This window comes from Pseudonocardia sp. DxW (genome assembly GCF_058448985.1).
This window is the reverse complement of record NZ_JBZFLK010000010.1, coordinates 17,376-40,852: the sequence shown is the minus strand read 5'-3', so window position 1 is coordinate 40,852 and position 23,477 is coordinate 17,376. Positions and strand designations below refer to the sequence as shown.

At 74.1% G+C, this 23,477-nt stretch carries 19 protein-coding genes; 18 read left to right on the top strand and 1 reads right to left on the bottom strand.

Annotated features, from left to right (window positions below; translation table 11 throughout):
- The first annotated feature begins 50 nt into the window (after positions 1-50).
- The 8 genes from ACVJO7_RS16925 (at position 51) to ACVJO7_RS16890 (ending at position 10,539) form a co-directional block, all read left to right on the top strand.
- Entirely contained in the window at positions 51-1,649 is a 1,599-nt protein-coding gene (locus tag ACVJO7_RS16925; protein WP_491673661.1) for an acyl-CoA synthetase, read from the top strand.
- Positions 1,646-2,449, top strand: coding sequence for a crotonase/enoyl-CoA hydratase family protein (locus ACVJO7_RS16920; RefSeq protein ID WP_491673660.1), 804 nt, complete (start codon positions 1,646-1,648; stop codon positions 2,447-2,449). The genes ACVJO7_RS16925 and ACVJO7_RS16920 overlap by 4 nt, the downstream gene beginning before the upstream one ends.
- Positions 2,446-4,419, top strand: a complete 1,974-nt coding sequence (locus tag ACVJO7_RS16915; RefSeq protein WP_491673659.1) for an acetoacetate--CoA ligase — start codon at positions 2,446-2,448, stop codon at positions 4,417-4,419. The genes ACVJO7_RS16920 and ACVJO7_RS16915 overlap by 4 nt, the downstream gene beginning before the upstream one ends.
- A gap of 80 nt (positions 4,420-4,499) precedes the next feature.
- Positions 4,500-5,429: a 3-hydroxyacyl-CoA dehydrogenase NAD-binding domain-containing protein gene (locus tag ACVJO7_RS16910; protein WP_491673658.1), complete on the top strand. Its 930-nt coding sequence runs from the start codon at positions 4,500-4,502 to the stop codon at positions 5,427-5,429.
- A gap of 66 nt (positions 5,430-5,495) precedes the next feature.
- Positions 5,496-6,365, top strand: coding sequence for a 4-hydroxyphenyl-beta-ketoacyl-CoA hydrolase (couO, locus tag ACVJO7_RS16905; protein WP_491673657.1), 870 nt, complete (start codon positions 5,496-5,498; stop codon positions 6,363-6,365).
- Positions 6,366-7,089: 724 nt separating this feature from the next.
- On the top strand, positions 7,090-7,443 hold the full coding sequence (locus ACVJO7_RS16900) for a hypothetical protein (protein WP_491673656.1): 354 nt from the start codon (positions 7,090-7,092) through the stop codon (positions 7,441-7,443).
- Positions 7,444-8,110: 667 nt separating this feature from the next.
- Entirely contained in the window at positions 8,111-9,025 is a 915-nt protein-coding gene (locus ACVJO7_RS16895) for an AurF N-oxygenase family protein (RefSeq protein ID WP_344023456.1), read from the top strand.
- 14 nt (positions 9,026-9,039) lie between these two features.
- Positions 9,040-10,539 carry an FAD-dependent oxidoreductase gene (locus ACVJO7_RS16890; protein WP_491673655.1) on the top strand — a complete coding sequence of 500 codons (1,500 nt, stop codon included), beginning with the start codon at positions 9,040-9,042 and terminating at the stop codon, positions 10,537-10,539.
- A 46-nt stretch (positions 10,540-10,585) separates the two neighbouring features.
- On the opposite strand, the gene ACVJO7_RS16885 is transcribed toward ACVJO7_RS16890, so the two are convergent.
- Positions 10,586-11,455: an LmeA family phospholipid-binding protein gene (locus ACVJO7_RS16885; protein ID WP_491673654.1), complete on the bottom strand. Its 870-nt coding sequence runs from the start codon at positions 11,453-11,455 to the stop codon at positions 10,586-10,588.
- Between the two features lie 534 nt (positions 11,456-11,989).
- On the opposite strand from ACVJO7_RS16885, the gene ACVJO7_RS16880 reads away from it, so the two are divergent.
- From ACVJO7_RS16880 to ACVJO7_RS16835, 10 genes are all read left to right on the top strand, one after another.
- A complete protein-coding gene (locus ACVJO7_RS16880; RefSeq protein WP_344026870.1) occupies positions 11,990-13,291 on the top strand; it encodes an NtaA/DmoA family FMN-dependent monooxygenase in 1,302 nt (433 codons plus the stop codon).
- 19 nt (positions 13,292-13,310) lie between these two features.
- On the top strand, positions 13,311-14,282 hold the full coding sequence (locus tag ACVJO7_RS16875) for an LLM class flavin-dependent oxidoreductase (RefSeq protein WP_491673653.1): 972 nt from the start codon (positions 13,311-13,313) through the stop codon (positions 14,280-14,282).
- A complete protein-coding gene (locus ACVJO7_RS16870) occupies positions 14,279-15,580 on the top strand; it encodes an NtaA/DmoA family FMN-dependent monooxygenase (RefSeq protein ID WP_344026866.1) in 1,302 nt (433 codons plus the stop codon). Before ACVJO7_RS16875 ends, ACVJO7_RS16870 begins: the two co-directional genes overlap by 4 nt.
- Entirely contained in the window at positions 15,580-16,896 is a 1,317-nt protein-coding gene (locus tag ACVJO7_RS16865) for an NtaA/DmoA family FMN-dependent monooxygenase (RefSeq protein WP_344026864.1), read from the top strand. The genes ACVJO7_RS16870 and ACVJO7_RS16865 overlap by 1 nt, the downstream gene beginning before the upstream one ends.
- Positions 16,897-16,942: 46 nt before the next feature.
- Complete coding sequence (locus tag ACVJO7_RS16860) at positions 16,943-18,244, top strand: NtaA/DmoA family FMN-dependent monooxygenase (protein ID WP_491673652.1); 1,302 nt, start codon at positions 16,943-16,945, stop codon at positions 18,242-18,244.
- Between the two features lie 68 nt (positions 18,245-18,312).
- Positions 18,313-19,200, top strand: a complete 888-nt coding sequence (locus ACVJO7_RS16855; RefSeq protein ID WP_491673651.1) for an ATP-binding cassette domain-containing protein — start codon at positions 18,313-18,315, stop codon at positions 19,198-19,200.
- Positions 19,197-19,997 (top strand): ABC transporter ATP-binding protein, encoded by an 801-nt coding sequence (locus ACVJO7_RS16850; RefSeq protein ID WP_491673650.1) that lies wholly within the window; start codon positions 19,197-19,199, stop codon positions 19,995-19,997. Before ACVJO7_RS16855 ends, ACVJO7_RS16850 begins: the two co-directional genes overlap by 4 nt.
- On the top strand, positions 19,994-21,517 hold the full coding sequence (locus ACVJO7_RS16845) for an MFS transporter (protein ID WP_491673649.1): 1,524 nt from the start codon (positions 19,994-19,996) through the stop codon (positions 21,515-21,517). The genes ACVJO7_RS16850 and ACVJO7_RS16845 overlap by 4 nt, the downstream gene beginning before the upstream one ends.
- Positions 21,514-22,569 carry an ABC transporter permease gene (locus ACVJO7_RS16840; RefSeq protein WP_491673648.1) on the top strand — a complete coding sequence of 352 codons (1,056 nt, stop codon included), beginning with the start codon at positions 21,514-21,516 and terminating at the stop codon, positions 22,567-22,569. The genes ACVJO7_RS16845 and ACVJO7_RS16840 overlap by 4 nt, the downstream gene beginning before the upstream one ends.
- Entirely contained in the window at positions 22,569-23,447 is an 879-nt protein-coding gene (locus tag ACVJO7_RS16835) for an ABC transporter permease (RefSeq protein ID WP_491673647.1), read from the top strand. Before ACVJO7_RS16840 ends, ACVJO7_RS16835 begins: the two co-directional genes overlap by 1 nt.
- The last annotated feature ends 30 nt before the right edge of the window (positions 23,448-23,477 follow it).

Genomic DNA, 23,477 nt, shown 5'->3' with positions numbered 1-23,477 from the left:
AGCATCCTTGCTATCAAGGTTCCTGATATAGGTTGACGTGCGAGGGAGCAATGAGCCCGATCACCGGCCCGGGCCTCGGCCTGGGCACCTGGCCCGCCCGGCGGGCCCGCATCAGTCCGGACGCCCCCGCGCTCCTCGACCGGCACCGGTCGCTGACCTACGCGGAGCTGGCGCAGCGTGTCGCGCAGGTGGCGGGCGGACTCGCCCGGCTCGGCGTCCGCCGCGGTGACCGGGTCGCCTACCTGGGCGTGAACGCCGTCGAGGTGCTCGAGACCTGCTTCGCCGCCTGGTCGCTGGGCGCGATCGCGGTCCCGCTCAACCACCGGCTGGCCGGTGACGAGGTCCGCTACATGCTCGACGACTGCGGCGCCGGGGTGCTCGTGTACAGCGCCGACGCCGCCGGGCTGGTCGCCGCCGCCGCGCCGCTGCCGCCCTCGGTGCGCCATCTCGTCGCGGTCCGCCCCGACCCGTCCAGCCCCGACCGGGCCGGCGAGTTCGAGGCCGAGTTCGAGGCAGACCTGGCCGCCGCCCCGCCCGTCCCGTCCGCACCGTCCGACCCGTCCGCCGCGTCCGCACCGTCCGATGCGGCCACCGGGCTCGACGACCCGGCCGTGCTCCTCTACACCTCCGGGACCACCGGCCGCCCCAAGGCCGCGATCCTCACCCACGGGAACCTGACCTGGAACACGGTCAACCAGCTCGCACACGTCGATCTGCTCTCCACCGACCGCACGCTGTGCATCTCGCCGCTGTTCCACTGCGTCGGGCTCAGCCAGGTCACGCTGCCCGCGCTGCTCAAGGGCGCGAGCGTCGAGCTGGTCGAGCGGTTCGACCCGGCGCTGGTGCTGTCCCGGATCGCCTCCGGGATCACCGGCTTCGCCGCGGTGCCGACCATGCTGCAGATGCTCTGCGAGCACCCGAGCTGGACCGACACCGACCTGTCGTCGCTGCGCAGCGTCGTCTACGGCGGCTCGCCGGTGCAGGAACGGGTGGCCCGCGCCTGGCTGGAACGCGGGGTGCACCTGCAGCAGGGCTACGGCATGACCGAGGCGTCGCCGGGCGTCTACATGGCCACCCGGGACGGCACCGCCGGGCACCCGCCCACGTCGATCGGGGTGCCGCACTTCTTCACCGACGTCGCGACCCTGCGCGAGGGCGGTCCGGAGCCGGTCGGCGACGAGCCGGGCGAGCTGCTGGTCCGGGGCCCGCACGTCGGTCCCGGCTACTGGGGACGGCCGGACGAGACCGCGGCGTCCCGGGTGGACGGCGGCTGGTTCCGCACCGGCGACGTCGTCCGGGCCGGCCCGGACGGCTGGGCGTTCGCCGTGGACCGGGTGAAGGACATGTTCATCTCCGGCGGCGAGAACGTGTACCCGGCCGAGATCGAGGCCGTCGCCGTCGGGCACGACGCGGTCGCCGACTGCGCCGTCGTCGGGATCGCCGACGAGCGGTGGGGCGAGGTCGGCGTCGCCTACGTCCAGCCGCGCGACGGCGCCGTCGTCGACCCGGACGAGCTGCGCGGGTACCTGTCCGCCCGGCTCGCCCGGTACAAGGTGCCCAAGCACGTCGAGCTGGTCGACGAGCTGCCGCGCAACGCCACCGGCAAGGTCCGCCGGGTGGAGCTGCGGGACCGGGCGGCGGCCCGATGACCGCGGTGGAGCACACCGGCCTGCCGGCCTCGCTGGAGACCGAGTGGCACGACGATGTCGTGGTGCTGCGGCTCGCCCGCCCGGCCAAGCGCAACGCGCTGAACGACGCCACCGTGCTCGGCATCGAGGCGTTCTTCGCCGATCCGCCGCCCGGCGTGCGCGCCGTCGTGCTGGACGCCGAGGGCGACCACTTCTGCGCCGGCCTGGACCTGTCCGAGCTGGGGGACCGGGACGTCGTCGCGGCGATGGAGCACTCCCGGATGTGGCACCGGGCGTTCGAGCGGATGGCCGAGGGCCGGGTGCCGGTGGTCTCGGTGCAGCGCGGCGCGGTGGTCGGCGGCGGGCTGGAGCTGGCCGCCGCCACGCACGTGCGGGTGGCCGAGCCGAGCGCGTTCTACGCGCTGCCGGAGGGCCAGCACGGCCTGTTCGTCGGCGGCGGCGGATCGGTCCGGCTGCCCCGGCTGATCGGCGCGCACCGGATGGCCGAGATGATGCTGACCGGCCGGGTGCTGGACGCCGCGGAGGGTCTCGCCCTGGGTCTGTCGCACCACCTGGTCGGGCCCGGCGAGGGCCTGCCCAAGGCGCTCGAGCTGGCCCGGGCCGTCGCCGCCAACTCCGACATGACGAACTTCGCCGTGCTGCAGGCGCTGCCCCGGATCGCCGAGGCCGCACCCGCCCAGGGCTACCTGCTGGAGTCGCTGGTCGCCGCGGTGGCAGCCAGCAGCGACGAGGCCCAGGCCCGGATGCGCGCCTTCCTCGACGGCCGCGGCGGCCGGGTCCGCCGGGAGGGGGACCGGTGACCGGCCCGGCCGGGCCGGAGCTGCTGCGGGCCGCGCCCGCCCGTCCGCCCGCGGACAGCGCGCTCGGCGGCTTCGTCGAGCACCTGCGCCGCGCGCACGGCCGCGAGTTCGCCGACTACGCCGACCTGCACCGCTGGTCGGTGGCCGACCCGGACGGCTTCTGGGGCGCACTGGCCGAGCACACCGGCGTCCGGTTCGCCACGCCGCCGACCGCGGTCCGCGGCGACACCGCCATGCCCGGCGCGCAGTGGTTCCCCGGCGCCACCCTGAACTACGCCGAGCACGCCGTCGGCCTCGCCGCGGCGGGCGCCGACGCCGACGCCGTCGCCGTCGTCGGGTACTCGCAGACCCGCGACCGCACCGAGCTCACCTGGGACGGGCTGCGCGGGCAGGTCGCCGCCGCCCGGGCCGGGCTGCACCGGCTCGGCGTCCGCCGCGGCGACCGGGTCGCCGGGTACCTGCCGAACATCACCGAGACCGTGGTCGCCTTCCTCGCCACCGCCTCGCTCGGCGCGATCTGGACCTCCTGCGCGCCCGAGTTCGGCGCGAGCAGCGTGCTCGACCGGTTCGGCCAGGTCGAACCGGTCGTGCTGCTCGCCGTCAGCGGCTACGGCTACGCCGGCAAGCACGTCGACCGGCGCGAGCAGGTGGCCGCGATCCGGGCCGGGCTGCCGGGGCTGCGGCACGTCGTCGACGTCGGGTACGGGCCGGATCCGCTGCCCGACGCGGTGTCCTGGGCGGAGCTGCTGGCCGGGCCGGGGGAGCTCGCGTTCGATCCGGTGCCCTTCGACCATCCGCTCTGCGTGCTGTTCTCCTCGGGCACCACCGGCAAGCCCAAGGCGATCGTGCACGGGCACGGCGGGATCCTGCTCGAACATCTCAAGAACCACGCGCTGAGCTGGGACCTGCGCCCCGGCGACCGGATCCTGTGGTTCAGCACCACCGCCTGGATGATGTGGAACGCGCTGGTCTCCGGGCTGCTGCGGGGCGCGTCGATCGTGCTCGTCGACGGCAACCCGCAGTACCCCGACCTGGGGCTGCAGTGGCGGCTCGCCGCCGAGACCGGGGCCACCCTGGTCGGCGCCGCCCCCGGCTTCCTGATGGCCTGCCGCGCCGCGGGCCTGCGACCGGCCCGCGAGCACGACCTGTCCCGGGTCCGCCAGCTCGGCGCCGCCGGCAGCCCGCTGCCGCCGGAGGGCTACCGCTGGGTGGCCGAGCAGTTCGGCCCGGACGTGCTGCTCAACGTCGGCAGCGGCGGCACCGACATCTGCTCCGGGATCCTGCAGGGCGGCCCGTGGCAGCCGGTGTGGGCCGGCGAGATCTCCGGGCCCTGCCTGGGGGTGGACGCCCGGGCGTTCGACGAGCACGGCCGGCCCGTCGTCGGTGAGCTCGGCGAGCTGGTGATCACCCGGCCGCTGCCGTCGATGCCGGTCGGCTTCTGGGGCGACGACGACGGTAGCCGCTACCGGTCCACCTACTTCGACCACTACCCGGGAATCTGGCGGCACGGCGACTGGGTGCGGTTCGGCCCCACCGGCAGCGCGGTCGTCGCCGGCCGGTCGGACGCCACCCTCAACCGGGGCGGGGTGCGGCTGGGCACCGCCGAGTTCTACCGGGTCGTCGAGGAGCTGCCCGGGATCGACGACAGCCTGGTGCTGCACCTGGAGGACCCGGCGGGCGGCAACGGCGAGCTGATGCTGTTCGTGCAGCCGGCACCCGGGACCGTGCTCGACGACGCGCTGCGCCGCCGGATCGCGGATGCGCTGCGGACCGAGCTGACCCCCCGGCACGTGCCGGACCGGATCGAGGAGGTGCCGGTGGTCCCGCGCAACCGCACCGGCAAGAAGCTGGAGGTCCCGGCCAAGCGGATCCTGCTGGGAGCCGCGGTGGACGAGGTCGCCTCGCGCGACGTGCTGGCCGATCCGGACGCCCTCGACGCGTTCGCCGAGCTCGCAGGGACCCGGCCGTGAGCCCGGAAGGGAGCCCGGCAGTGGGTCCGGCGGGGAGCCCGGCAGTGAGTCCGGCAGTGAGTCCGGCGGGGAGCCCGGCTGTGAGCCCGGTCCGCCGGGTCGCCGTCGTCGGGACCGGGGTGGTCGGTCTCGGCTGGACCGCGCTGTTCCTGGCCCGCGGCCTGGACGTCACCGCGACCGATCCCTCGCCGGGGGCCGAGCAGCGGCTGCGCGACGGCGTCGCCGCGCTCTGGCCGCGGCTGGATCCGGTACCGGGCGCCTCGCCGGACCGGCTGGGTTTCGCACCGACCGCCGCCGCGGCCGCCGAGCACGCCGACTTCGTGCAGGAGAACGGCCCGGAACGCGAGGACGTCAAGCACCGGCTGTTCGCCGAGCTCGACGAGGCCGCCCGGCCGGAGGTGGTGCTCGCGTCGAGCTCGTCCGGGCTGCTGCCCACCGACATCGCCCGCGGCGCACCCGCGCACCCCGAACGCGTGCTGGTCGGCCACCCGTTCAACCCGCCGCAGGTGATCCCGCTGGTCGAGGTCGTGCCGGGGGAGCGGACCACCGAGCGCGCGGTGACCGACGCGCTGGACTTCTACACCGCGCTGGGCAAGCGGCCGATCCGGCTGCGCGCCGAGATCCCGGGGCACATCGCGAACCGGCTGCAGGCCGCCCTGTGGCAGGAGGCGTACTCGCTGGTGCAGCGCGGCGTCGCGAGCGTCGCCGACGTCGACGCGGCGATCGCGCACGGCCCCGGCCTGCGCTGGGCGGTGCTCGGGCCGTTCGCCAACCAGCACCTCTCCGGCGGGGCCGGCGGCCTCGCCCACGTGCTGGAGCACCTGGGCCCGCCGACCGAGCGCTACTGGCGCGACCTCGGCCGGGTCACCCTCACCCCGGAGCTCGCCCGGACCCTGGTCGACGGCGTGCACGACGAGCTGGGCGACACCGACCCGGCCGAGCTGGCCGCCCGGCGCGACGCCGTGCTGGCCGAGCTTCTGGACGCCAAGTCCCGCACCGACCTGCCCTGATCCTGCCCCGACCCCGACCCCGACCCCGACCCTGCCCCGACCCCGCCCCGACCGGAGGACGACGACATGGCCCTCGACCCGAGCACGGTGGACGCCATCGACGTGCACGTGCACGTCGAGCAGGACGGTCACGGCTGCTTCGCGCTGGACCAGGAGCTGATGGACGCCTCGGCGGCCTACTTCAGATCGGGCCAGGACCGCACCCCGACGATCGCCTCGATCGCCGAGCACTACCGGGAGCGCAGGCTGGCCGCGGTGGTGTTCACCGTCGACGCACCGGCCGGCACCGGGCATCCGGCGCTGTCCAGCGAGGAGATCGCCGATCTCGCCGCCGAGCACACCGACGTGCTGATCCCGTTCGGTTCGGTGGATCCGCACGGCGGCAAGGCATCCGTCGCCCGGATCCACCGGCTGGTCACCGAGCACGGGGTCCGCGGGTTCAAGTTCCACCCCAGCCTGCAGGCGTTCGAACCGAACGACCGCAGCTTCTACCCGCTGTACGAGGCGATCGCCGGGCTCGGTGTGCCCGCCCTGTTCCACACCGGGCAGACCGGGATCGGCGCCGGGCTGCCCGGCGGCCGGGGTATCAAGCTGCGGTACTCCAACCCGATGCTGCTCGACGACGTCGCGGCCGACCATCCCGAGCTGATGGTGGTGCTCGCGCACCCGTCGGTGCCGTGGCAGGACGAGGCGATCTCGATGGCGACCCACAAGTCGAACGTCTACATCGACCTGTCCGGGTGGTCGCCGAAGTACTTCCCGCCGCAGCTGGTCCGGGCGGCGAACTCGCTGATCAGGCACAAGGTGCTGTTCGGATCGGACTTCCCGGTGATCACCCCGGACCGCTGGCTGTCGGACTTCGAGCGGCTCGACCTCAAGCCCGAGGTGCGGCCGCTGATCCTGAAGGAGAACGCGGTCCGGATGCTCGGGCTCTGACGCACCGCCGGCCCGCCCCGGCGGGCCCGCCGTGCGCGACGGCTGTCCGGACGGGTTCCCGCAGAGATCGACAGCGCCGGCATCGTCGCAGGTCAGCGAGGCGAGCCGATCCGGTTCCCGACGTCGTTGACACGATCGGATGATTCGCTCCACAACGTTTCCCGGCGCGCAGCGGTTCGTTTCGCGGCGCATGAAGTGACTTGGATCACTCGTTGCACCGGGGAACGGCCGATGTCGGACGACTTCTCACAGTGTGGACGTATCCGGCCGCCGGGTTAGTCCGAACGGGTGTGCACACTGTCTGCCATGCACCTCGTCTCCCGGTTCGCGAGTCGGCGTCACGTCGACCTGCGCCGCCAGGCGAGCGCACCCTGTTCCGGCGCCTGACGCGCCGGAGCAGGGGGTGCGCCCGCCGTGGCCACCCTCCTCCGGTGCCCGCCGGTCCCGTGCCTCCCGGAACGGGCCCGGCCCGCACCACCCCTCCGGCCCGCGCCCCGTGCGCGACCCTCCCGCCCCGCCGTCACGGCGGCCCGGGAGGGCGGGGTCCGACACCCGCCGGAACCCCACGTCCGCCCCTGCCGCGCCCCGGCGTCCGACGGTGCCCGCACCGGCGGACGGCCCGGCCCGCCGCTACCGCGACGTGCACAGTGGGCGCCGGCCCCCGGCGCCCCGCTCCGTGCCGGACCCCGACTCCGCTCCCCACCGAAGAATCAGGAGGCACCTCGTGCCCCAGCACCGTGCACACCGGCCCTCCCGGGTCGGGCTCGTCGCGGGAGGCGCCGCGCTCGCCGGCACCGCCCTGCTCGGCCTGTCCGGCGCCGCCCAGGCGGCCACCCCGGACCTCGTCCCGGACCTCGGTCCGCTGCTCAGCGCCCCGAACGACGCCCAGCCGACCCCGGCCCCCGAGGCGCCCTACGTCGAGCTGTCGTACACCGCCTTCGACTCCGACCAGCCGCTGCAGCAGCTGCGTGACTTCGCGCCGGCCGGCGTGCCCGTCGCCGGCCTGGTGGACGTCGTCTCGAAGGCGCCGAAGCAGATCACCCCGACCGTGCTGCAGAACGGAACGGTCGGCGAATGAGTCTCGTCCCGAAGTCCCGGTGAGGGCGGCGGTCCGCGTTCGCCTGCTGGGTGCGGCAGTCGTCGCCGGGGTCGCGGTGCTCCCGGCGCAGGCCCAGAACAGCATCGACGTGGTCCGGTCGGAGGTGACCGGTGCCGACGACAAGACCTACTGGGTCGAGAACAACCTCATGCCGGAGGCCCGTCAGCAGTCCGGCGGCGACTCCTCCGGGCGTCCCGGTGTTTCTGCTCGACGGCGCCCCGGCTCTGCCGGCGCCGGACGCACTGCTCACCCCGGTCGACCTGACCGCACCCGCGTTCGCGGTGCTCGACGGCCTGACCTGACGACCTCCCCGGGCGTGCGCACAGGCGTCCGGGGGATCGGCTCGCCGGGGCCCGCGAGCCGCACCGACGGCCACCCGGCCACCGCTCCGGCGGCGGCCGGGTGGCCGTCCGCACGTCCGCACCCGGACGTGGCCGGGATCACGCTTCCGCCGGGGGTCCGCGACGCCCGGTAGTCCCCGCTGCGCCGGCCGGGGGCCCCGTCGGGTGGTCCCGCCGCCACCCGTCGATCCGGGGGTTCCGTGTCGGCGCGAGATCGTGCATCATCGCGTTACCGGTGGTAACGTTACCGCCGGTTACAGCACACGACATGGACCATGTGACGTCGTCGTCCGTGAGGAGTCGAGATGACCGCGACCGTTCCCGAGGCCAGGGCCGACCAGCCCGCCGACCGGAAGGACACCGCCGAGCGGCTGCTGCGCTCGTCCGCGGAGCTGTCGTTCGACCCGACCACCCAGGTCGACTGGGAGACCCCGCTCGACCGCACCAAGCACGGCATGAGCCCGGAGTGGTGCAGCCTCTTCGGCACCGCCTACTGGGACGAGCTGACCGAGGAGCAGCGCACCGAGCTGACCCGGCACGAGGCCGCGTCGGTCGCCTCCACCGGGATCTGGTTCGAGATGATCCTGCAGCAGATGATGCTGCGGGACTTCTACGCCAAGGACCCGACCGACCCGTCGTTCCAGTGGGCACTGACCGAGATCGCCGACGAGTGCCGGCACTCGATCATGTTCGCCCGCGGCTCGGCGAAGCTCGGCGCACCCGCCTACGTGCCGAAGCGCTCCACGATCGAGCTCGGCAGGCTGTTCAAGACGACCGCGAGCGGCGAGGCCGCCTACGCGTCGATCCTGGTCGCCGAGGAGGTGCTCGACGTGATGCAGCGGGACTGGATGCGCGACGAGCGCGTCGTCCCGTTCGTGCGCACCGTCTCCAACATCCACGTGGTCGAGGAGTCGCGGCACATGAAGTTCGCCCGCGAGGAGACCCGCGAGCACCTGCAGCGGGCCGGCCGGGTGCGCAGGCAGTTCAACGCGCTCTACGTCGCCGCGGCCGCCTACTTCATCGTCTCCAGCATGTGGAACGAGCAGGTCTACGAGAACGTGGGGCTGGACCGGGCGCGCGCGGTGCGCGAGGCCGGGGCCAACGAGCACCACAAGGCGCTGCTGCGCAGCTCCTGCGCCGGGCTGATGGAGTTCCTGTCCTCCTGCGGCCTGCTCACCAGGCCGGCGCTGCACTTCTACCGCCGCGCCAACCTGATCTGAACCGGCGGTCCATCGTGCCCTTCGCGATCACCCAGACCTGCTGCACCGACGCGTCCTGCGTGTCGGTGTGCCCGGTCAACTGCATCCACCCGGCGCCCGGTGAGCCCGACTTCGGGACCACCGACATGCTCTACGTCGATCCGCGGACCTGCATCGACTGCGGCGCCTGCGCCGACGCGTGCCCGGTCGACGCGGTGTTCCCGGTGGAGCGGCTGAGCGCATCGCTCGCCGGGTACGCGCAGGTCAACGCGGACTTCTACGCCGACCGGCCGATCTCGGCGGCGACCGCGGGCGGATCGCCGACCTTCCACGAGTGGCAGCAGCCGACCTTCACCCGGACGCTGCCCGCGGACATGGCGCCACTGGACGTGGCCGTCGTCGGGACCGGGCCGGCCGGCATGTACGCCGCGCAGGACCTGCTGCTGCACACCTCGTCCCGGATCACCCTGGTGGACCGGCTGGACACCCCGGGCGGCCTGGTCCGCTTCGGCGTCGCCCCGGACCACCCGTCGACCAAGCGGATCGGCGAGTCGTTCGCCCGGTTCCACCGCCATCCCCGGGTGCGGATGCGGCTGGGCACCGAGGTCGGACGCGACGTCAGCGCCGACGAGCTCGCCCGCCGGCACGACGCGGTCGTGTGGGCGGTCGGCGCACCGGAGCCCAGGGACCTGGACCTGCCCGGCGCCGGGCTGCCCGGCAGCATCGCCGCGGACACCGTGGTCGGCTGGTACAACGGCCATCCCGAGGTGCCCGCCGACGCCGTCGACACCGCGGTGCCGCGGGTCGTCGTGGTCGGCACCGGCAACGTCGCGATCGACGTGGCGCGGGTGCTCACCGCCCATCCGGAGGATCTCGCCGGCACCCCGGTCGCGCCGCACGTGCCGCCCGCCCTGCGGGCCGGCTCGATCCATGAGGTCGTGCTGCTGGCCCGCCGCGGGCCGGAGGCGGTCGCCGCGACGGCGCCGGAGCTGCGCGAGCTGCTCGGCCGGTCCGGTGTGGACGTGGTGGTCGACGAGCACGATCCGCGGATCGCCGAGTCGCTGGACGGGCCGGCCGCCGGCGAGGCGCACGGCCTGCTGCGCGGCGCCGTCCGGGAGAAGATCGACTGGTCGGTGCCTGCGGACCGGCCGCGGGTGGTGTTCCGCTTCCACTCCGCGCCGGAACGGCTCGAGGGGTCCGTTCGGGTACAGGGCGTGCAGACCGCCGACGGGACCCTGATCCCGGCCGGCCTGGTGGTGCGCGCGGTCGGGCACCGCGGGCGGCCCGTCCCCGGCCTGCCGTTCGACGACGGCCGCGGGATCGTCCCGAACGACGCCGGACGGGTCGAGGGCAGGCCCGGGCACTACGTGGTCGGCTGGATCAAGCGCGGGCCGTCCGGCGGGATCGGCGCCAACCGGACCTGCGCCGCGGAGACCGTCGGCGCGCTGCTCGACGACGCGGTCGCCGGGCGGCTGCCGGAGCGGTCCCGGTCCGGCACCGGGCTGCGCGCCCTCGCCGGCCGCCTGCGGCGCTGACCCGGGCCGCGCCGGACCGGGCCGCGCCGGACCGGGCCGCGCCGGATCAGCGGCCGAGATCGAGCAGGGAGAGCGCGCCGCGCAGCACCCCGTCGAGCCCGGCGACCGGGATCTCCCGCTGCCAGCCGTCGAGCGTGCCGTGCACGGCGACCCGGCCGGGCGCGGTGTCCAGCCGGTGCAGCCGCAGACCGGCCGGCAGGCCGGGCATCGTGACGGTGCCGGACCGGACCCCGCGCAGCGGGCTGCGGTCGAGCAGCGCGCGCACCGACCGCCGCGCCTCCGCCGAGCGGGGCGGCCCCATCCGGCGCCCGGCGACGGTCAGCGCCGTCACGGTCCAGGCCAGGGTGTGCCCGTCCAGCGAGAGATCCAGGTCGGCCGAGCCGAACCCGGGGCGCCCGCGCCTGCGGGCCCGCACCACGCCGTCCGGATCGATCGTCACCGCCAGCCCGGGGGCCCGCTCACGCAGCCGGCCGGCGATCCAGGCCGGGTCCAGCACCGCGGTGAACGCGACCGGGCCGGTCCGCAGCTCCGGGGTGAGCGCCGGCCGCAGCCGCACGTCGCTGGCGACGACGGTGAGCTCGCGCAGCCGCAGCGCCGGGCGGACCACGTCCCGGGCGGTCAGCCGGACCTCGTCGAGCCTGCCGGTGCTCAGCGCGCGCGGGCCGAGCCCGGACGTCGAGACCGAGGTGGGCACCAGCCGGACGTCGACATCCCCGCTGCGCAGCGTGGTCTCCCGGCCGACGTAGCGGTACCGGACGGCCTCGACGAGCGCGCGCAGCAGCAGCGCCGTGCCCGGCCCGGTGCCCGAGGCGAGCAGCGCCGCGGTCTCCCATGTCCCGGGCGCCTCGTGGCCGGAGGTTCCGGACCGGGTGCCGGCGGGCCCGGCTCCGGTACCGGCGGTCTCCGCTAGGGCCATGCGGCTCGATGCTCCTTCGGCGGCGCCCGGCCGGAGCGGGCCGGCGGGTGCGGATGTCGGGCGGTCCCGGCGGGACCCCGTCGAGCGTCGCAGGTCCGCCGGGCCGGTGCGAACCGGTGACCGCGCACTGCGCCGACGGGCCGGTGACAGGCGGTCGGCGGGGCGCTCCCGGCCCGCCCGGTTGCGCTCTCGTTACCGGCGTCGATCCGGGCGTTTGCGCCGTCCGCGGACCGCGGCGCAACGGTCGGCCCGGTGCGCCGGACGGGCCTCCCGGGCTGTGACGGAGGCATTTCCGGGCGGCCCCCGATATTGACGCCGCGTTGCGCCGCCCGCGTGGCCCGATCGCGTCCACAGGCCCGCCGAACCGGCCCTGACCTGCACCGACGTCGCTTCCCGCGGTGGCGGCGGGCTGGCGTAAGGGCCTCGTGACGGCGGACGCGTGGCCTCGTAACACGGTGTTCCTAGCGTTCCGGTGGCAGCTCCCGCAGGGCCTGCGGAGGAGCTACGTCGTCGATCGTCGGAAGTGGTGGCCGGATGCCGGATCCTCGTATCCACCTGGGCTGGTTCTACTCGAAGGGCTTCGGCCCGAAGGCATGGAAGCACGCATGGGCGGGCTCGGCGGTGCACCGCTTCACCAAGCCGGACACCGCGGTCGAGCTGGCGGTCGCGATGGAACGGGCCGGATTCGACTACCTGATGCTCGAGGACTCCTCCAACGTCCCCTACACCTTCCAGGGATCGCACGACGCCTACCTGCGGCACTCGGTCGACACCCCGAAGCTGGACCCCACCGTCCTCGCCCCGTTCGTGACGGCGGCGACCGAGCGGCTCGGCGTCGTCGTCACCTGCTCCACCACCGAGTACCACCCGTTCATGCTGGCCCGGAAGATGAACACGCTCGATCACGTGTCGGACGGCCGGATCGGCTGGAACGTGGTGACCGGCTCGAACGACGGCGGCGCGCAGAACTACGGCCGGGACAAGCAGTTCCCGCACGACCAGCGCTACGACATGGCCGACGAGTTCATGGCGGTCGCGCATGGGCTGTGGCGCAGCTGGGACGACGACGCACTCGTCCTCGACCTGGAGAAGGGCGTCTTCGCCGACGGCTCGAAGGTGCACCCGATCCACCACGAGGGAACCTGGTTCCGGTCCCGCGGGCCGCTGTCCGCGCCGCGCTCGCCGCAGACCTCCCCGGTGATCTGCCAGGCCGGCGGTTCCGGCCGCGGCAGGCAGTTCGCCGCGCAGTGGGCCGAGACGATCATCTGCGCGGCCCGCGGGGTCGAGGAGATGAAGGCCTACCGCGACGACGTCCGGCGGCGGGCCACCGAGGCGGGCCGGGACCCGGACACGATCAAGGTGATGTTCCTGGTGTCGCCGATCGTCGACGAGACCGTGGAGGCCGCGCAGGCCCGCCGGGCGGAACGCTGGAACACCGCCGAGGAGGAAGTCGAGTTCGGTCTCGCCCACCTGTCCCGGATGACCGGCATCGACTTCTCCCGGTTCGAGCTCGACCAGCCGATCCCGCCGCTGGAGAGCAACGGGCACCAGTCCAGCGCCCGCCAGATCGAGGGGAAGGTGCTGCGCGAGGTGCTGCGCCACCACCGCACGCTGGAATGCCTGCCGCTCACCGGCACCGCGCAGTCGGTCGCGGCCGAGATGGACGAGGTGGTGCAGGAGGTCGGTGGCGACGGCTTCCTGATGGTGGAGAGCTACTTCTCCCGCCGCTACGTCACCGAGATCTGCGACGGGCTGGTGCCCGAGCTGCAGCGGCGGGGCCTCACCCGGACCGCGTACGAGCATCCGCACCTGCGCGACAACCTGATGGCCTTCTGAGCCGGAACCGGAGACATCGATGATCGTCACCGCATTCCTCGCGCCCGACCCGGGCCGGGCCGGGCCGGACACCGTGCTCGCCGCGGCGCGCGACCTGGAGCGGGCCGGGGCGCACGCCGTCGGGCTGCTCGACGGCGCCGACGCCGCCGCCGCGGGCACCGCGGGCGGGCCGGACGGTGCGGCCGCCGCACCGTCGTCGGCGTTCGAGTCGAGCACCCTGGCCGCCCGGGTCGCGGTGGAGACCTCGCGGATCGGCGTGGTCGCCACCGGATCGGCGCTCTACGGGTTCCCGTACCACGCCGCCCGCAGGCTGGCCACGCTCGACCATCTCGCCGGTGGCCGCTCCGGCTGGCTGATGCGGACCCGCACCGCCCCCTCCGAGCGGGCCGCCTACCGCTGGCGGGCCGGCGCCGGGCGGGGCGAGGAGCTCTACCGGGCCGGCGAGTTCGCCGAGATCGCGCTGGAGCTGTGGGACAGCTGGGAGGACGGCGCGCAGTGGCCGGACCGGGACAGCGGCGACTTCAAGGACGACGACCGGATCCGGCCGATCGGCTACCGGTCCACCGCGTTCCGGGTGGACGGCCCGCTGGACGTGCCGCCGTCGCCGCAGCGCAGGCCGGTGCTGTTCGCCGAGGTGTCCGGCCCCGCCGACGTCCACCACCTGGCCGGCCCGGCCGACGTCGTGCTGGTCGGCGCAGCCGATCCGGACGCCGCCCGCGACCTGGTGGGGCTGCTGCCCGGCGGGCCGGGCCGCCCGCTCGTGCTGATCGCCGCCGGACCCGCGCCCGGGCCGGGCCGGCTGTCGCCGGACGCCGCCGCCACGCTGGTCGACCGCGGCGTCGCGGCCGGGGTGGCGCTGCACCCGGGGCCCGCCGACGACTGCGCGGAGCTGGTCGCCGGGCTGTCCCCGGCGCCGCGGCCGGACCGGCCCGGCCTCGCCGCGGCACTCGGGATCGAGCCGGCCCTCGCGCACGGGGGGACCGCCGCATGAGCGCCCAGATGCACCTGAGCCTGAACCTGGCCGAGTACGGGCGGCACTCCGGCGCCTGGCGGCACCCGGAGAGCGACCTGTCCCGGATCCCGAACCTGGACGCGTACCTGCACGCCGTCCGGCAGGCCGAGCGCGGGCTGTTCGACCAGGTCTTCATCGCCGACAACCCGGTGCACGAGTACGGCCGCACCAGCGCCACCGGCACCCGGATCGACCCGCTGGAGGTGGCCGCCGCGCTCACCGCCGTCACCGACCGGATCGGGATCATCGCCACCCTGTCGACCAGCTACAACGAGCCGTTCGACGTCGCCAGGCGGGCCGCGTCGGTGGACGCGGTCAGCGGCGGCCGGCTGGGCGTCAACTACGTCGCCTCCACCGGCGACGCGGTCGCCCGCAACTTCGACCGGGCCGCCCAGCTCCCGCACGACGAGCGCTACGAGCGCTCGCACGAGTTCCTCGAAGTGGTCACCAAGCTCTGGGCGGCGGCGCCGACCGCGGGCAGCCGCGGGGAGACGGTGGTGCACCACGGCAGGCACTTCCAGGTGGAGGGCTGCCTGGACGTGCACCGGCCGGTGCTGCGCCGGCCGGTGATCGTGCAGGCCGGATCCTCGCCGGAGGGCCGCGATCTCGCCGCCCGGTGGGCGGACGCGATCTACGCCGGCGGCTCCACGCTCGACCGCGCCCGCGAGTACTACGACGACATCAAGTTCCGGGCGGCGGGCTACGGCCGGGACCCGGACAGCATCAAGATCATGCTCGGGATCGCCCCGTTCCTCGGGCGCACCGCCGAGGAGGCCGAGGCGCTCCGGCGGACCCTGGACGCCTATCACGCCGAGGGCGCCGACGTCGTCGGGCACCTGAGCAGGCTGCTGGAGTACGACCTGTCCCGGCACGATCCCGCCGGTCCGCTGCCGTTCGAGTTGCTGCCGCAGGTCCGGTCGGCGAGCGTCAGCCAGGCGACGCTGTTCACCAGGATGGCGCGCGAGGAGGGCCTGACGATCGCCGAGGTCGCCCACCGCTCCTACGTCGGCGGCCTGGCGAACATGCAGTTCGTCGTCACCGGCACCGCGGTGCAGGTGGCGGACACCATGCAGGAGTGGTTCGAGGCGGGGGCCTGCGACGGCTACTCGCTGGTGGCCCCGATCCTGCCGCGCACGATCGACGACTTCGTCGACGCGGTCGTCCCCGAGCTGCAACGCCGGGGCCTGCACCGCACCCGCTACACGGCGTCCACCCTCGCCGGTCATTTCGGGCTCGACGAGCTCGACCCGCGGATCACCACGGAGGTGGCGGCCTGATGGCTACCCCGTTCCACCTGGCCTGGTTCACCTCGTTCACCCCGCCCGCGTGGCGCTCGCCGTGGGGCGGCGCCACCGACCGGGAGTGGATGTCGGGCGACTACTACGTCTCGATGGTCCGCCAGCTCGAACGCGCCGGGTTCGACTTCATCATGTTCGAGGACTCCACGATGGTCGCCGAGGCGATGGGCGGCACGATGGAGGCCGATCTCAAGCACAGCCTGCACTCGCCGAAGCTCGATCCGTTCCCGCTGCTGCCGCTGCTGGCCCGGGAGACCGAGCACATCGGACTGATCGCGACCGGCTCGACGTCGTTCTACCCGCCGTTCATCCTGGCCAGGGTGATGGCCACTATGGACCATCTCACCGGCGGCCGGATCGGCTGGAACATCGTGACCTCCTCGGAGGACATCGCGGCGCAGAACTACGGGATGGAGCGGCTGCCGCCGCACGACGAGCGCTACGACCGGGCCGAGGAGTTCGTCGAGATCGTCACCGCGCTGTGGGACTCCTGGGAGCCGGGCGCCGTCGTCGCCGACCGGGAGACCGGCCGCTACGCCGACCACACGAAGGTCCACCCGATCCACTACGTCGGCAAGTACCACCGCTCGCGCGGCCCGCTGAACATGCCCGCCGGGCCGCAGGGTCATCCGGTGCTCTGCCAGGCGGGCGGCTCACCGAAGGGCCGGGACTTCGCGGCGAAGCACGCGGACGCGATCGTCGCCACCAACCCGCGGATCGACCGGATGAAGGAGTACCGCGCCGACATCCGGGAGCGGGCGGCGCGGCACGGCCGCGATCCCGACGACATCAAGGTGCTGTTCCACCTCGGGCCGGTGCTCGGCGAGACCGAGCAGGAGGCGCGCGAGCTGCACCACCGGGTGTTCGGGATGGAGGACCCGCTGCAGATCGAGCAGACCCTGGCGATGATCTCCGCGGTCACCGAGATCGACTTCGGTGCGCTCGACCTGGACGCCCCGATGCCGCAGGACCTGCGCACCAACGGCCACCAGTCGATCCTCGACGACTTCATGCGCCGCAACAAGGGCCGGACGCTGCGCGAGTCGCTGCCCGAACGCGCCCAGCTCGGCCCGCAGGTGGTCGGCACCGTCGAGTCGGTCGCCGACCAGATGGAAGCGATCGTCGCCGAGGTCGGCGGCGACGGCTTCCTGATCCGCGCCGAGACCGGGCTGACCCACACCCGCCGCTACATCGACGCGATCTGCTCCGGGCTGGCCCCCGAGCTGCGCCGGCGCGGGCTGATCCGGGACGGCTACCGGCACCGCCTGTTCCGGGACAACCTGCGCGACTTCTGACCGCACCGCCTCCGCTCGGAGGCCGGACGACGAAAGGAGGGCTGCCATGCCGGCACGCCCCTTCCACATGGCCTGGTTCGGCGCCGGTGGTTTCGGTGTCAAGTCCTGGGGCCGTACCTGGTCCGGCCGCGGCGGCTCGGACTGGGCGGACCCGCAGCTGTGGATCGACATCGCCCAGGCGCTCGAGCGCGCCCGGTTCGACTACATCATTATCGAGGACTCGTCCTACGTCCCGGACGCCTACGGGTCCAGCTTCGAGGCCTACGTCCGCAGCGCGACCGCCACGCCCAAGATGGACCCGAGCGTGCTGGCCCCGCTGATGGCGCACTTCACCACCCGGATCGGCGTGGTCCCGACGCTGTCGGTCACCGAGTACCAGCCGTACATGCTGGCCCGGAAGATCAACACCCTGGACCACATGTCGCGCGGCCGGACCGGCTGGAACATCGTCACCTCCTCCAGCCACCGGGCCGCCCAGAACTACGGCCGGGACGAGCTGTTCGAGCACGACCTGCGCTACGACATGGCCGACGAGTTCTTCGACCTGGCCTGCGCGCTGTGGGAGTCCTGGGAGCCCGACGCCGTCGTCCTGGACGAGGAGACCGGCACCTGGGGCGACCACACCAAGGTGCACACGGTCGACTTCGACGGGAAGTTCTTCGGCTGCCGCGGCCCGCTGAACGCGCCGCAGTCCCCGCAGGGCAGGCCGGTGTTCGTCCAGGCGGGCGGGTCGCCGCGGGGGAAGCGGTTCGCCGCGCGCAGCGCCAACTCGGTGATCTCCGGGGTGGAGGGCGGCGTCGGCGCGATGACGCAGTTCCGGGCGGACGTCCGGGCCACCGCCCAGGAGTTCGGCCGCGACCCCGACGACGTGAAGGTGCTGTTCATGACCTCGCCGGTGCTCGGCGAGACCGACGAGGAGGCGCACGCCAAGCGCGAGCGCCAGCAGCGGTTCGCCGAGGCCCATCCCGAGCTCGGCCTGCTGCACCTGTCCCGGCACTCCGGGATCGACTTCGCCCGGTGGGACCTCGACGAGCCGATCCCGGAGACCGCCACCACCAACGGCCACCAGCAGATGCTGGCCCAGGCGATCGGGCGCACCCCCCGGGAGATCCTGCGCAAGGGCACCGGCTCGCTGGAGTTCGTCGGCAGCCCGGACACCGTCGCCGCGCAGATGGACGAGGTCATGCAGGAGGTCGGCGGCGACGGGTTCCTGATCGCCAACTTCGACCTCAACCGCCGCTACGTCAGCGAGATCGCCGACGGCCTGGCACCGGCCCTGCAGCGTCGCGGGCTCACCCGTACCGACTACGGCTCGGCCCATTTCCGGGACAACCTGCTCGAGTTCTGACGGGCCCGGCAGCGGGCGGCGCCGTGGCCGCTCCCGCCCCCGCCCCGCCGCTGTGAGGAGAGGCAACCATGAGCGGTACCAGTCACGACCTGCTCGTCGTCGAGGACGCCACGATCAGCTACCCGGCGCAGGCCGGCCCCGCCGTCGCCGTCCGCGACGCCACGTTCTCGATCGGGTACGGGGAACGGGTCGCCATCGTCGGCGAGTCCGGCTCCGGCAAGACCACGCTCGCGCTGGCGATCGCCGGGCTGCTCACCGCACCGGGGGCGGAGGCGGTGTTCGGCCGGTTCGAGTTCGACGGCCGCCCGGTGCACCGCAGCCCGGTCCGGCCGCCGATCCCGTACCGCACGCCCGGCATGTCGATGGTCTTCCAGAACGCGATGGTCTCGCTGGACCCGGTCGCCCCGATCGGCAGCCAGTTCGTCGACGTGCTGCGCGGGCTGGAACGGATCCGGCCGGCCGCGGCCCGGGCCCGGGCCGCGGAGCTGCTGCGCAGCGTCGGCCTCGCCGACACCGACCGGATCCTGCGGCTGCGGCCCTACGAGCTCTCCGGCGGCATGCGGCAGCGGGTGATGCTCGCGCTCGCCGTCTGCAGCGACCCGCGGCTGCTGATCGCCGACGAGCCGACCAGCGCACTGGACGCCGCGGTCAGCCGCGAGGTGATGGACCTGCTGCGGGACATGACCGACCGCACCGGGGCCGGGCTGCTCGTGGTCAGCCACGACATCGAGCTGTGCCGGATGTACGTCGACCGGGTCGTCGTCATGTACCGCGGCGAGATCGTCGACATCTGCCGCGCCGACCGGATCGAGTCCGACGCCACCCACCGCTACACGCTCGCGCTCACCTCCTGCGTCCCGACGCTGGAGTCGGCGCGCGCCGACCGGCTGCCCACCCTGGACGACACGATGCTCGCCGAGCAGCTCGCCGGGGCGGGCCGGGCGGTACCGGCATGACCACCCTGCAGGTCGAGGGACTGACCAAGGTGTTCGGCCGCGGCGCGGGCCGCACCGTCGCGGTGCAGCCGATGGACCTGGAGATCGACACCTCGACGGCGCTGGGCATCGTCGGGGAGTCCGGCTCCGGCAAGTCCACGCTGGCCCGGCTGCTGGTCGGGTTCGAGACGCCCACGGCGGGCGCGATCCACCTCGACGGGCGGCCGATCAGCCGGATGCTGTCCATGCCGCGCGAGCGCCGGGAGTTCCGGCGGGCCGTCCAGTTCGTCGCGCAGGACACCTTCTCCGCGTTCGACCCGCGGCGGACCCTGCGCGACGCCGTCGCCACCCCGCTGCGGGTGCTGCGCGAGGTCACCGGCCCCGCCGCGGACGCCGAGATCCGCGACGTGCTCGGCCTGCTCCAGCTCGATCCGGCGCTGCTCGACCGCTACCCGAGCCAGGTCTCCGGCGGGCAGCGGCAACGGTTCGCGCTGGCCAGGTCACTGGTGGTGCGGCCGCAGATCCTGCTGTGCGACGAGGTCGTCTCGGCGCTGGACGTGTCGGTGCAGGGCGCCGTGCTGAACATGATCCGCGACTACTGCGAGACCTACCGGGTCGGCCTCGGGTTCATCTCGCACGGCCTGCCCGCCACCACGTTCATCGCCGACACCCTGCTGGTGATGCGGCACGGCGCGGTGGTCGAGACCGGGCCGACCGAGCAGGTCGTGGAGCGGCCGGAGCACCCCTACACCCGCACCCTGCTCGACGCCTACCGCCGCGGCCCGCGCCGGGTCGTCGCCGTCGATCCGGTCGCGTGAACGGCCCGGCGACCGGCGACCGCCGGGCCACCGGCGCGGGCCGCCATCCGCGCCCGTGGACGGTCGTCGCGGTGACCACGCTCGGCGGGCAGCTGGTGTTCCTCAACAGCACCGCGGTGACCGTCGCGCTGCCCGCGATCTCCGCCGACCTGGCGGCGAGCGCGTCCACCGTGGACTGGCTGCTGCTCGGTTTCATGCTCGCGCTGAGCGTCTGCGTGCTGGTCTTCTCGCGGCTCTCGGACATGATCGGCCGGCGCAGGCTCTACCTCGGCGGGCTGGTCCTGATGATCGTCGCCAGCCTGGTCGCGGCCGGGACCGACGAGATCGGCCCGCTGATCGCCGCCCGGGTCGCCCAGGGCGTCGGCGCCGCCGCGATCATCCCGAACGCCAACGCGATGATCTCCGACGCGTTCCCGCCCCGCCGGCTCGCGCTCGGGCTCAGCGTCAACATCATGATGGCCTCGGTCGCGATGATCGTCGGCCCGGTGATCGGCGGCCGGCTGCTCGACGCCTACGGGTGGCGGTCGCTGTTCCTGGTGAACGTCCCGTTCGGGCTCGCCGCGGTGGCGCTCGGGCTGGCCGTGCTGCGCCGGGACGCGCACCGGCCCCGCGACGGGGAACGCCTCGACCTGCCGGGCGCCGTGCTGGTCGCGGCCGGGCTGGGCGCGCTGGTGCTCGGGGTGAACCGGCTCGCCGACCCGGGCTGGGGCACCGCCGCCCCGGCGCTGGCGCTCGCCGGGCTCGTCCTGCTGGGCCTGTTCGTGCTGGTGGAGCAGCGGGTGCCGTCCCCGCTGGTGGACATCGCGGTGATCACCGAGTGGTCCAGGGCGTGCGCCTACGCGACCGCCTTCCTGATGGCCGTGCCGCAGGCCGGGGTGCTGGTCGTGGTGGTGCTCTACCAGCAGATCGTGATCGGCAGCTCGGCCGCGGACGCCGGTGTCGCCGCCGCGCTCACCGCGGTCGCGCTGGTCGTGACCTCGCCGGTGGCCGGGCTGGCGGCGCGCTGGCTGTCCCCGCGTGCGGTGTCCTCGGCCGGCTGCGCGGTCTCCGCGGCGGGCTACGGCGCCGTGCTGTGGGGGCTGGACGGCGGGCCGCCCGGCCCGGTGTTCCTCGTCGGGCTGCTGCTGATCGGTGCCGGGAACGGGATCTTCACCGCCCCGAACACCGCCTCGATCATGGCGGCCCTGCCGACCGCCCGGCGGGGCATCGCCAACGGCGTCCGCTCGGTGCTGTTCAACAGCGGGCAGACCGGCGGCAACGCGGTGGTGCTGGTGCTGGTGACCGCGGCGCTCACCGCGGGCGGGTTCGCCGGGTACGACGCCGTCACCGGCGCCGATCCCGAGGTGCTCGCCGGTTTCCGGGCCGCCGGCGCGGTCCTGCTCGGCTGCGCGCTGGCCGCGACGGCGGCCTCGCTGGCCCGCGGCGGCTCCTGGTCCGAACACGACCGGATCGGGCCGCCGGACGTCCCGCCCCCCTTGTTCGAGCCCGGTGGACCGGTGCAGAGAGGAGTACAGCCGTGATCGAACAGCTTCGCGGCCTGCTGCGGCGCAACCGGTGGTGGATCACCCGGACCCTGGCGCTGCCGGTGCACGTACTGGCCTTCGCCGCCGCGGCGTTCTTCCTGGTGCGCCTGGTCCCCGGGGACCCGGTGCTCGCCCGGATCGACACCTCGGGCGGGTTCTCCCAGCAGGAGTACGACCGGATGGCCGAGGCGATGGGCCTGTCCGGCTCGATCTGGTCGCAGTTCGTCACGTTCATGGGCGCGCTGCTCCGGTTCGACCTGGGCAACTCCGCGGTGACCGGGCGGGCGGTCTGGATTGAGCTGATGACCCGGCTCCCGGGCACCCTGGAGCTGATCGTGCTCGGCCTGCTCGCCTCGCTGCTGGCGACGCTGCTGCTCGGCATGATCGCGATGACCAGCACCAGAGACCGGGTGCACGGGGCGATGCGGTTCTACGCCAAGACCACCGGCGCGCTCCCGGACTTCGCGGTCGCGATCGTCGGGCTGGTCCTGTTCTACGTGGCGCTGCGGATCGTCCCGGCCCCGGTCGGGCGGGTCCCGCCCGGCACCCAGCAGCCGCTGGTGCTCGGGTTCCCGCTGGTCGACGCCGTGCTCACCGGCCGGTGGGACGTGTTCGCGGCGATCGCGGCCCGCTACGTGCTGCCGCTCGCGGTGATCGTCGTGGTGCACACCTCGGGGCTCTGGCGGCAGCTGAGCCTGGGCATCGAGGAGCAGCGCGCCGATCCGGCGACGCTGTTCAAGGTGGCCTCCGGGGCGACCCGCTGGTCGATCTACCGCAGCGTGCTCCGCCGGGCCTGCGCCAGCTCGATCGTGATGCTCGGCGCCAAGTTCGGCGCGCTGCTCGGCGGGGTGATCGTGCTCGAGCAGCTGTTCGGCTTCGGCGGGGTCGGCCAGTTCGCCCTGGACTCGGTGGACACCCTCGACTTCCTCGGGCTGCAGGGCTTCCTGGTGGTCATCGCCGCGCTCAGCCTCGTGACCTTCCTGGTCGTCGACATCGTCAACATGCTGCTCGATCCGCGCAGGCGGCCGGGCGTGCGGATGGAGCAGTGATGGCAGTACGAGGCAGCACCGTGGTGGCGCGTCTCCCGGGCGTCGGGCGGATCGGTTCGGTGCCGCGGGCGTGGTGGGCGTTGTGGCCGCTGGCCGCGCTGCTCGGCGTGATCGCGACGGCCCGGCTGGTGGTGCCCTACGACCCGGAGCGGGTGGTCGCCCCGGCGAACCTGCCGCCCGGTGCGGGGCACCTGTTCGGCACCGACTCGACCGGGATGGACGTCTTCTCCCGGACCGTCGCGGCGGCGCAGGTCAACCTGACGATGGCGCTGCTGGTGACGGTGTTCGCCACGGCCGGCGGCCTGGTCGTCGGGATCGCGGTCGGCACCAACGAGGCCCGCGCCGGTGCGTTCGGGCTGCTCGGCCGGGGCGTCACCCGCGGGATCGACCTGGCCGACTCGGTGCCGCCGCTGGTGGTCGGGGTGGTGATCGTCGGCCTGTTCGGGGCGACGATGACCAGCCTCAGCGCCGCGCTCGCCCTGATCCTGCTGCCCAACCAGGCCCGGCTCACCCGCGCCGAGGTGCTCCGGGTGCGCGGTGAGGCGTTCGTCGACGCGGCGCTGATGGCGGGCCTGCGGCCGTGGCGGGTCACCGTGCGCCACGTGCTGCCCAACTCGGCGCGGCCGGCCATCGAGAACAGCTCGAACGTCTTCGGCGTGTCGATCGTCGTCCTGGCCTCGCTGGGCTTCCTCGGGATCGGGCTCAACCCGCCCACCCCGGAGTGGGGCTACATGATCTCCACCGGCGTCTCCGACGTGATGCTCGGCGGCTGGTGGACCACCCTCTTCCCGGCACTCGCGCTCTGCCTCGCGGTGATCACCGCCGCCTCGCTGTCCGGCGCACTGACCCGGCTCAGCCGGGGCCCCGCGGCGCGCTGACCCGTCCCACCCACCACCACCTTCCCCCGG